Below are 11,807 nucleotides of genomic sequence, written 5' to 3'. Positions count from 1 at the left end.
TACGTTACTTGGATAATAAGAGTCTTTCGTCAAAAAAAGTTCCAAACCTTCACATCTCGATCCTGGTGACGACGCCATGGATCTTATCTGCCGGGAGTTTGTAGAACTGGACGAATGACGGGGTCAGACGCTTGATGATCGCAAAGATCTTCCAGATCAGGTTGCTCGGGACGATATCCTCGATCCCATAGAAAATGGTCTTCTCATCTATTTTAGCCTCTTTGAAGAGTTTGACCACGTCCACGACCTGAATATACCCCATTCTGATCTCATAGACCCTGAGCCCATCGGCCAGGTTCTTCTTGAAGGCCCCTTCTATACCGAAGGGATAGTCCCCGGTAACGATCGAGATGATGATGTTATCCTGGTAGATAATATTGTTCTTGAAGATCGTCAGTGCCATGTATGGCGGAATATTGTGGAAATCCCGGGCAAAGAAGAGGGCGGTCCCGCTGATCTTATTCATGGTGTGGTAGATCTCATTGTACTGATGCAAGAAAACCGTGAGTGGGATCGGTTTTAATGCCTTGTACAGATTTTTCTGACCCTGCATGTAGATCATGATGATCATAAACGGAACCATCGCAATGATCAGTGACCAGTAGGCACCGCTTGGAATCTTATGGATGTTTGCGATTAAAAATGCGATATCGATGATCGTCACAAACCAGGCGATCGTTGACTTCAGGTACGATCCACGCAGGAAGAAGATACTCGTAATCATGATCCCTGTTAGCATCATTGTACCATTTACCGCGAGTCCGTATGCTGCAGTCAGGTTGGATGAAGATCGGAAGATAACCATCACAAACAGGATCGAGAACAGCAACAACCAATTGATCACATCGATATAGATCTGCGATCTCAACTCGCTGGAGGTGTAGTCGATCTTCATTATTGGAAGGATATGGGTATTGATTCCCTGGTATACGATCGAGAAGATCCCGCTGATCATCGCCTGTGAGGCGATCACCGTTGCTGCAATGCTGAGTAGCAGGAATGGGATGTATAACAGGTGGGATTGAGCAAAGACCATGTCAAAGAGGATGCTCTTTGCTCCGGGATTCTGGAGAATGAATGACCCCTGCCCCAGATAATTCAAAATCAGAGCAAAGAAGATAAAATACCAGGCTTTTCTGATTGGTTCTCTCCCCAGGTGCCCCATATCAGCATAGAGGGCTTCGCCGCCCGTTGCACAGAGGATCACTGAAGAGAGGATTAAAAAGCCTGAGATCCCGTTTCCTGTCAAAAATTGCCAGCCCAGGATTGGGTTGATAGCGAAGATGATGGATGGAATCTTAATCAGCGAGATAATGCCTGTTAGTGTCAGAACTGAAAACCAGATGACCATGATCGGTCCAAATGTCCAGGCTACCCGTTCGGTTCCACGCTTCTGAAATGAGAAGAGCATGATGGCGATCACGGCTGCGATCAGGATCAGTATATTCTGATCGATCATTTCAAGACCAGGGATCAGGGCTAGCCCTTCGACAGCGCTCAGGATACTGATGGCTGGGGTGATCACACCATCGCCAATGAAGAGCGAGATTCCAATAATGGTCATCATCGTCACAACGGTGATGGCACGTCCCTTCTTGAGCAGTGGAACCAGCAGTTCGCGGAGTACAATGGTTCCCCCTTCACCTTTCCGTCCAAGGCTCATTGCAAGCCAGGCGTATTGGATGGTGATCAGCAGAATCAGAGTCCAGATGATCAGCGAGATGATCCCGAGCACATTCTCAACCGTTGGTTTTGTCAGCAGGAATATCGCTGAGAGAGTGTAGATCGGACTGGTTCCAATATCCCCGAAGACGAGACCCATCGCTTTGATGATCCCACCTATACCCTGCTCACTATTACCATGCTCTTCAGACATCTCGTCGTATCCTTTGGAGATCTTCTGCCGTTTGGTGGTTTCGATCTCTTCGATTATTATTGGGAATGATGATATTAAAGTCCGTATGGGTGATCGCTGATCTGAAAAAAGTGCATCACCGGTGGTAGTTCTACCTTATCTGTGTAGGGTATGCAACAGATTATGTTTTGAATTTCTTTCATTTCCCCTCGATATGAGTCAAAATTTCATCTGCTGCATTTATAGCCATCTTTTTTGATGTGCAGCACCTCGCCAGCCACATTTGGTGGATCATTCCCTGGGCCTGTTTCGATGTTCGCGATGATCCGAAGCCCTTTGGCCTCAACTGCCTTCGCTTTCCAGTTATTCACCGTTTATCTGTCGAAAAATCACCCATATGGGTCTGTTCGGATAGAAATATTAGTGGGCGTCATCAGTACAGAACTTGCACCTGGTATCCGGACTCCAATGCCACCTGATCCCAGTCATTGAATATATCTTCTTCTTTCAGCCGTTTAAAGACGATTTTTTCAGAGTCCTGATTGAAGATTATCTGCTCTTCCTTCCCGGGTTCATTACAATTTCCCAACTGGTCATCCTAGGCACTATTCCCTGTCACTGGGAATTATGAAAAAAAGAAAAATTGAGTGTTTGGTTTAGATGTAGAGTGCGGCAAAGACCAGCGTGATCGTTGCGAGCAGTTTCACCAGCACGTGGAGTGATGGCCCTGCGGTGTCCTTGAAGGGGTCACCGACGGTGTCACCGACAACTGCGGCTTTATGAGCCTCACTTCCTTTACCACCGTATTCACCGCTCTCGATGAATTTCTTGACATTATCCCATGCGCCACCACCGTTGTTGAGCACCAATGCGAGGAGCAGTCCAACGATGGTTGCGACCATCAGGAAAGCGGCCATCGCTTCATATTTGAGCAGGTATCCGATGATGATAGGGAAGAGTACCACCAGTGTTCCTGGGAGGATCATGTTTTTGAGGGCCCCCTTGGTGGTGATGTCGACACACCTGGCATAGTCGGGCTTGACAGTCCCTTTCAGGATTCCTGGGTTCTTGAACTGGAGTCTGACCTCGGTGATGATGTACTGGGCTGTCTCTCCGACTGCCCGGATTGCGAGCGATGTGAAGAGGAAGACGAGCATTGCACCGAGCAGGGCACCGACGAAGACTGGGATCTGTGCAAGGTTGACAACTTCGAATGCTTTCCCTGTCAACTTTGTGATATCGGTCATATATGCGTTGAAGAGTAGGAACGCAGAGAGTGCCGCACTGCCGACTGCGTATCCCTTGGTCAGAGCCTTGGTGGTGTTTCCGGCCGAGTCAAGGATTGCAATCCGCCTGTTTGTCTCCTCGTTCTGGCCACTCATCTCGACGATGCCACCGGCATTGTCGACGATCGGTCCGAAGGTATCCATTGCGAGAATATATGCACAGGGTGCAAGCATTCCCATCGTAGCCATTGCGGTACCATACAGTCCACCGTTTGCGACACCGCTCATCTCTCCGAGTTTGTATGAGAGGAGCAGAGCAATGCTGATGGCAATTGCTGAGACACCGGTGGTCTCAAACGCAACTGAAAGTCCTGTGATGATGTTGGTCGCGGCTCCGGTCACCGAAGCTTTTGCGATAGACTGAACTGGCCTGTATTTTGAGTCTGTGTAATACTGGGTGATATAGACGAAGACCAGCGAGAGTCCAACGCCGACAAGACCAGCATAGAAGAACCATATATTTCCAAGGAACCAGGTGACCGCCACGTAGAAGAGAATCATGGAGATGAACGCAGTCACATAATATCCCTTGTTGAGTCCCCGCATTGGATCGGGATTGTTGCCGTCCTTCTCAGTGACTGAGAGAATCCCGATGATCGTCGCCAGCAGCCCGAACGAGCCGGCCACCAGTGGGAAGAGGACGCCATTCACCCCAAAGATCGGGAAGAGCGCGACACCGAGGATCATAGCCCCGATATTCTCTGCAACAGTGGATTCGAACAGGTCTGCACCACGACCGGCGCAGTCCCCGACGTTATCCCCGACGAGATCTGCGATGACGGCCGGGTTGCGTGGATCGTCTTCAGGGATCCCTGCCTCGACCTTGCCGACCAGATCAGCACCGACATCTGCCGCCTTGGTGTAGATCCCACCACCGAGCTGGGCGAAGAGCGCGATGAATGAAGCTCCAAACCCGAACCCGACGATGACAAAGGGGGTCTCCTGCGGGTTTGCTCCAAGCAGTGTGAAGATGATAGCGACACCGAGAAGTGAAAGCGATACGATCGTCAGACCTGATACCGCTCCACCGCGAAGTGCAATCTTCACAGCCTTTCCAAGGCTTGTCCGTGCTGCAGCGGCCGAGCGAAGGTTGGCGTGGACCGATACCCACATGCCGATGATCCCTGCGAGACCACTGAAGAATGCTCCGAACAGAAACGCCACGGCCGTGTGCCAGGCCAGTTCCGTATTCCCGGTGAAACTGAAGACCGCAAAGATCAACACCGCAACTAGGAGAGCTAGAACTGCGATCGTCGAGTACTGCCTCTTGATAAAGGCGATTGCCCCCTCTTTGATCGCCGCTGCCACAGACTGCATCCCCGCAGTCCCTGTATCAGCTTTCATCACCTCAAATGCGAATAATGCTGCGACAGCCAGCGCAATCAGGCCGGCTGTAGCGGTAATAATCAACTGGACATACATAGTAACCTCTCGATTAAATTCCCACTCCCTTTTTTTGGATAGGGTATCTGCTACAAATCATGTAACGATGCTCTGTGAGACAACAGATATTGGTTGCGTAATAAAAATAGATAGCGCTTTTGTTGTGCTGGAAGCACGCACAGGGAACTATTTGGTCTGTTCTTCTATAGATGTCATGCTTTTATCAGACCCAGTCCTCTTCATCTCGCGTCGGACGATGATCAGACTTGCAACCAGCCCGACGATAATGTTGAAGTAGTAGAGCAGGGCTCTCCAGAGCAGCACAAAAACACCGACGATCGACGATGGTATGATCAGGACGTACAGGGATGTCGCCGAGAGTTCAGCGATCCCTGATGATCCTGGGGTCAGCGGGACCATCATCACGACGGCTATGATCAACTGGAACAGGAACGATTCGGCGATGAACGGGTGTTGCCCGAGCGCGACCAACAGCAGCGACGCAACGAAGAACTCTGATGACCAGAAGAGGATGGTGAAGACAGTCCCTTCGAAGAGTCCACGCCGGCCTCTACTCGTAAAAAAGTTGAGGGCCGCGAAGAAGTTATCGATCTCCTGGTTGGCAAATACTATCGACTTCTTCAGTCGTTCTACCGGGGTCTTGCGCTCTGCCCAGGATAACACTCTGAGTATCAGTTTCTTTGCCCGTTCTGGTTTTCGTGCTGCAAAGATCAGCAGGATAACAATCCCGATCATGAACGTCCAGGCGACCATCATTGCGATGATCACTTCAATTGAGAGAGATTGCCAGATCCCACCGAGCGTCAGCATCGCGATGATTCCCATCAGAGTCAGGACGACGCCATCCAGTACTCTCTCCATGATCACAATCGCGGTGGCGTCGCCGACCTTGACATCGGCCCGATAGAGTTCATGAACCCTGACCGGTTCCCCGCCTGCCTGTCCTGGTGTGATCGCGCCGGCGAGCAGGTTGGCCATCACCAGGTTGAGTGAATAGAAAAATGGAATCTTATATCCCAGTGATTTTGCCATCTTCTGGATACGTAATGCCCAGAATACCAGCGAGCTGGTTCGGAGGCCGATCGCTAACAGAAGGTAATATGGATTAAAATGGAGCAGGTAATTGAGGGTATTCTTGTCGTAGGTGGTGATCATAACCCCGACCAGCACCAGTAAACTGAATGCGATTGAAATCCAGACCCACTTTATCTGCGACCGCTCCATGTATGCTCCTTAACTCTACAGTTCCGATCTTATGAAATCGTATCTTAGATCTTGATGGAGACAGGTTTATAGTACTGGTTCCTTGTTCTTCTCTCCAGAAATAATATCGTTGTCTCATTTTCCCAAAGAGATGAACCAGATCTTCGAAGAATCAAGAGGATTCTTCTCAAGTTCCGGATCTCTCTCTGGAGGACCAGATCTCTATTAAATTTATATATTGGCGGATAATACCTGATGAATTTAGATTTGAATGCACATATCTTTTATTATATCGGCATACCACTGGTCTTCATCTCTGGGGATTTTCTCATCTGATCGATTCTATGTTCTCTTCGATGAGTAGTTCAGAGTGGTCATTGGATTGAGAAGATATGAGGGGTGATATCAGAGAGTAAATCTTTTTTTGGGTTTTCCACCATGGAGTTGCAGGTCTTTATTATTTGTAGAGGGTTCTGCCACCATTAAAAGACCTGGTTTTGGCTTTCATCATATACCTCCCGTTCTTCTTGGAAAAAAGGGAAAGGGATCCCATAGATCTGACCGTGTGGTTGATGGTTCCGAGCAGATGCCGGATATCGATCCAGATGATCAGTTCAGTGATATCTTTCTCTTTTATCCAGGTCTGTTTCTTGATGATGCCAATGATATGGGTGTCCGCGTTGGTCTCTCCGATGGCAGTCTTATCGACCTGGGTCAGGGAGAAAGTGGAGACTGATGAGACGTCATCGACCATGATCCCGATCTTAGACTTTGTGATCTTATTTATCATCGAGGACGATGACTCTGCAGTCTTCCTCATGCACTTCGGTCTCTTCCGGGATGTTCATCTGTTGTTTCAGATCGATGATCGTGGTGATCTCACCTCGAAGATCGATGATCCCCTTGATATAGGTGGGTGTGTTGGGAAGTTTTGTGATAGTGGTGTATTCCACCACCTCTCTGACATCGATGAGATCGATGGCAAAATGCTCTTTGCCGAGGAGAAACTCAACCACCTGGACGCTCTCTGCGGCAGTGGCCTTCAGTTCTCCTCTAATATATCTTCTCCCAGTTTCAGGCCGATCTTCATGAATGGATTCAGTCATTACAACCTCACTGTTCAGACTCTGAACTTTCCTATCCCCATGGAGACTTTATCGACGACTACATTCACATTCTCGATGATCTTTCCGACCTCGTCGATCGCCGCCGAGGACTCCTCACTAGCAGCGGCTGCATCCCCTGCGTCGCTGGCTGTCTCGCCTATCAGGGAACTCACCTCATGGACACTGGCCGTGATCTCCTCTACGGTGGCTGCCTGCTCTTCAGAGGCGCTTGCAACCTCTTCGACCGAACGGGTGATCTTCTCGATATCACCAACGATCCGGTTGAAGACATTCAGGGTCTCGGAGAGAACTGCCGACCCTTCGCCGACCTCCTTTGATGCTGAGGCTGTGGCTACCGCTGCCAGTTCGGATTTTTGCTGAAGTCCCCCGATCATCTCGGCGATCGATTCTGCTGAGGTTCTCGACTCCTGGGCAAGAGACTTCACCTCTGCTGCGACCACGGCGAACCCGCGGCCGGCATCGCCAGCCCGTGCGGCCTCGATTGCCGCGTTCAGGGCGAGCAGGTTGGTCTGGCTGGCCAGGTCCGAGATCAGGCCGACGATCTTCCCGATCTTCTGCATCTCGACCTTGATCTCGCCGATGATCTGGTCCACTTCGGTGGTGGATCGGGTGATTCCAACCATCCCCAGTTCAGCCTTCCGAGCGAGTTCGGCCCCGTCCTTAGAGAGAGTGTTCGCACCATTTGCAAGGGTGGCTACTGCCTCGGTGTTGGCAGTCACCTCTTCGACGGCGGCGGAGAGATCCTCCATCGCTTTGAGCACCTGTTCGAGACCCTGGTTCCCTTTCTCAGCGTTGGAACTGACCTTACCGGCGCTTTCAGCGACCTGCTGTGCCCCTGAGACCACCTCCTCTACACTTGCGTTCGCCTCCTCTGCCGAGGCTGCGAGGTCGGTCACCTGCACGCCAATATCTCCGATTGCAGCCGAGACCGCGATTCCGATATTATCCATGGCCTCCTTGACCGTGATAAAGTCTCCAGCCAATATGAGGTTCTTGTCGATCCTGGCCGCGTAGTTGTACTGGGAGAATTCTTTTGCGACCCGCGTCGCCTCAATGACAGGTCCGATAACGGAGTCGAGTGTCTGGTTGACCCCTTCAACGATCTTCCTGTAGTCACCCTGGTGTTTGGTTGCATCTGCCCTGGTTGCGAGTCTGCCTTCGACTGCTGCCATCGAGAGCATATTGGCATCTGCGACGAGTGCGTTGATGTGATCGATGCAGGTGTTCAGATTGTTTTTGATGGTGTTGAAGTCCCCGTTGTACTGGTCGGTGATCTTCAGGGGGATCGCCCCGGAACTGATCTTGTCGACATAATCTGCTGCGACATTTAGAGGCCCGATGACGGCTTCAAGCATCGCATTGACACCCTCCATCATCTTCCGGTTACCACCCTCGAATTTTGACGGATCAGCGCGTGTTGCGAGTTTTCCATTGATTGCAGCCTCGATCAGCATCTCGATCTCAGCGTTTCGTATCGTCATAACATCGACAAGGTGGTTCAGATTTATCATCAGGTGGTTGAAATCCCCCTTATATTCTGCCGTGATCTTATCCGGTGCGACCCCTATGGCGATCTTTTCAACATTTTCAATCGCAATATTCAAAGGCCCGATGACGGCATCGAGCGTCTGATTGAACCCTTCAATGATCTTTCTGTAGTTCCCCTGGAGTTTGGTTGTATCCGCCCGGGTCTCAAGCTTACCCTCGACTGCTGCCGCTGAGAGCAATTCTGCATCAACAACGAGTGCATTGATGTTATTCTTGAGCAGTATCAGCCACTCATGGATCTGGTCACGTTCGGATGCCTTCTCCATATCAGCGGTGAGATCGCCATTGGCAATTTTTGTAATAAAAGTGATCAGGTCATTCAACCACGCGTGGACGCCGTTGATCGCATCTTTCATCTTTTGATGGTCGCCATAGCACTCGATCTCCACACGTTCGCTCAGATCACCACCCCGGATCTGGCGCAGAATCTTGTTGCCTGCCTCAATTGGAAGAATGATCTCATCAAGCATATGATTTACGCCGTGGATCACATCGGCATATGCGCCATTGAACTGATCCGCCCTTCCACGTTCAGTCAGTTTCCCCTGACTGGAAGCTTCGGTCAACCGGAGCAGTTCTTCCTGTAGATTTGCGAGAACATTAATGACATCGACCAGGCTCTTTGCAACAAGATCGTTATCAGATCGTACGTTCACCTTCACCGACAGGTCGCCTTCTGCAATCTTCTGTGCGGTATTCGCCTGTTCGACAATCGCATCGATGCAGTTGTTCAGATTGTTTTTGATGGTGTTGAAGTCGCCGTAATACTGATCGGTGATCTTCTGGGGAATTTCCCCGGAACTGATCTTGTCGACATAGTCGGCAGCGACATGCAAGGGCCCGATGACTGCGTCGAGCATTGCATTGATTCCCTCCATCATCTTCTTGTTACCACCCTCGAATTTTGACGGATCAGCGCGAGTTTCAAGTTTTCCATCGATCGCAGCCTCGATCAGCATTTCGATCTCATCATTCCGCATCCTCATTACATCGATCAGGTGGTTGAAATTTCCCATCAGGACGTTGAAATCACCTTTATACTCTGCCGTGATCTTCTCAGGCATGATCCCTGTGCTGACTTGATCGACATAGTCAGCAGCGATGTTCAATGGTCCAATGACGGCATCGAGCGTCTGGTTAATCCCCTCAATGATCTTTCGGTATTCCCCCTCATGGGCCGAGGCATCAGCTCGTGTTTCAAGTCTTCCTTCGATGGCTGATCTGGCGAGTTTCCCCGTATCTTCGGTCAAAGCATGCAGATGTTTAAGTGTTCGAATGAATCCCGGGATCAACCGGTCCTGCTCTGATCTCTTTTCTATGGCAACATATTCCTTCCACTCGCTGAGATCGCCATCGCCGATCTTCTCTATCGAGGTGGCCAGTGTGTTGACCCGATCCTTGACCGTGTTGACATGGATCTTGACCTCTTCAAAGAGGCCAAGGTAGTTCCCTTCAATCCCTTTACTGTAGTCGTTATTCGCCATCCGTTCTAGGATTTGATTTGCCTCGACCAGCCCGCCAAGCCCGTCAATGCAGGCATTTAAGTTGTCCCTAAGATCAATGAACTCTCCATACGTTTCGGTTGTGATCTTCTCTGGAATAACTCCCATTCCGATCTTGCTGACTGCAACCGATACAATACGGAGCCTGCGAATTAGGTCATCGAGCGTCTGGTTGAACCCTGCCATGATCTGCCTGAAGTCTCCTTTGTGCCGGGAGGTGTCAGCACGCACTGAAAGTTTCCCCTTTCCTATAGATTCAGTGAGCAGAGCACCATCGTTGATCACTGCACAGACCGCAAGCTGCACCTGGTGCAGACTTTCGTTCATCTTCAAAAAATCGGCGTATTCTGCCTGAGTGAACTCGTCGGCCGGCCTGACGGTCAGGTCGAAGTTGAGGTCTCCCTCTGCGAGCAGGGAGAGGTTTGCAGCCATCCGTTCAACCTCAGCCTTGGTGAAATCCCTGACCGAACTGTTCTTCTCGACGAAGATGTCGAGGAGATTGTTGATTCCCTCGGCCATCTTCTTGAAGTCCCCGGTATGGAGGGTAAGATCTGTACGTGCCGAAAGATCCCCGCTCTTCGCCTCTTCTGTGATTGTGATTATATCGGCGATTGCCTTCTTCTGTCCGGTCACATCAGGGAAGTACTCTATCGCACCGATCACGGTGCCGGTACTGTCCATCAGGGGTGCACTGGTTACGTAGATCACCCTGTCCCCGATGGGAACATCGACACTATAGAGGATCTTCTTTTCCATCGCGATCTCGCACGTGCAGTTGGGGGTTTTGCAGTTTGGGGATTTGAAGATATCATAGCATTTTTTACCGATCATATCTTCTCGTTTCTCTCCAACCAGTGATGCAGCAGCCTCATTGGTGTAGAGAATCCTGTGGTCTTTGCTGATCACATGCATCGGGATCGGGAGCTGATCAAGTCCTTGAATGAGGAGTGCTATCGTTGTCGGGTCAGGTGCCAGAGACCCTGATGGACTGTCCTCTTTATCAGCAGACATTTCAGACGCCCCTGTTGAGATGGTCCGACTGCACTCCGGATGTTCCTGCATTCCACCTGTTCAAACCTGGAACGATTTCATCGATCCGGGAATGTCTTATTCTAAACGATCTCATGGTAATTCTCCTGTAGTAGACCTGCTCTATTGATACGGATTGGATCTTCGTTCTGAGTACCAGAATTATTATTTAAATATATCTAATTGTGAAGGCTCCAGCACTTATGCATGGCAAAAAATTGGAGACAGATCATATTCAATCTACATTGCCTGGAGGGCGGCAGGATAGGATGTTGGCATGATCCTGGCAAAACCGGACCTGACATCCATCAAGGAAGTCCTGAATAGGACCCGCGTGGACTTTCTATAACTAATATCTCACGGGAACTGGACCTGAACTGGAATTCTGTGGCAAGATGTGTCAACATGCCGATGGTATTAGATTATGTTGAGGTGAAATTCTTCGTTGCGGTAAAGGTCTACTTTCTCTTTCCATTCGATCGGGTGCCGTAACGATGCTCGTCTCTGTCTCAAATATGATTTGTGTTCACCAATGGAACTGAAGATCCATTGGCAAGAGATAAAACCACAACTATTAACTGCACGTCTGACCATCAGTTTCCTCGATCAGATCATTCACCGTATATTGTACCTCGATGGGATCTCTCTGCTCTCCTTCAAATGATTGACCAGTCAAATAAGTCTCCTCTCCTCTCTTCTATGATGAAATGATTTGGCAGGTGATCTATTCATCGTGAGGAAAAAAGAGTATCATGTATCTCATAATGGGCTGGAAGGCTGGGATTGACTTTTTCAAAATCAATCCCGGAAACACGTCGCAAATCTAATCAAACAGCAGTAACATCGTGAATAA

General features: G+C 49.8%; 4 protein-coding genes and 1 pseudogene. All 5 read right to left on the bottom strand.

The genetic code is table 11. The features are described from left to right. Positions 1–49 precede the first annotated feature (49 nt). The 5 genes and pseudogenes from MPAL_RS08520 to MPAL_RS14560 all read right to left on the bottom strand — a co-directional run bounded on the left by MPAL_RS08520 (position 50) and on the right by MPAL_RS14560 (position 10,936). Positions 50–1,876, bottom strand: coding sequence for a KUP/HAK/KT family potassium transporter (locus MPAL_RS08520; RefSeq protein WP_012618340.1), 1,827 nt, complete (start codon positions 1,874–1,876; stop codon positions 50–52). 635 nt (positions 1,877–2,511) lie between these two features. Beyond that, a complete protein-coding gene (locus tag MPAL_RS08515; protein ID WP_012618339.1) occupies positions 2,512–4,563 on the bottom strand; it encodes a sodium-translocating pyrophosphatase in 2,052 nt (683 codons plus the stop codon). 147 nt (positions 4,564–4,710) lie between these two features. After that, the gene (locus MPAL_RS08510; protein ID WP_012618338.1) at positions 4,711–5,769 is read right to left on the bottom strand and encodes a lysylphosphatidylglycerol synthase transmembrane domain-containing protein; all 1,059 of its coding nucleotides are present in this window, start codon (positions 5,767–5,769) and stop codon (positions 4,711–4,713) included. Positions 5,770–6,307: 538 nt separating this feature from the next. After that, positions 6,308–6,854: pseudogene (locus MPAL_RS08505) on the bottom strand (chemotaxis protein CheW); the annotation flags it as partial. A gap of 14 nt (positions 6,855–6,868) precedes the next feature. Then, positions 6,869–10,936: a methyl-accepting chemotaxis protein gene (locus MPAL_RS14560; RefSeq protein ID WP_012618337.1), complete on the bottom strand. Its 4,068-nt coding sequence runs from the start codon at positions 10,934–10,936 to the stop codon at positions 6,869–6,871. Positions 10,937–11,807: the final 871 nt, after the last annotated feature.

Source organism: Methanosphaerula palustris E1-9c (genome assembly GCF_000021965.1).
GTDB lineage: Archaea > Halobacteriota > Methanomicrobia > Methanomicrobiales > Methanospirillaceae > Methanosphaerula > Methanosphaerula palustris.
Note: the sequence above shows the minus strand (reverse complement) of the source record. Positions and strands in the feature narration are given on the sequence as shown.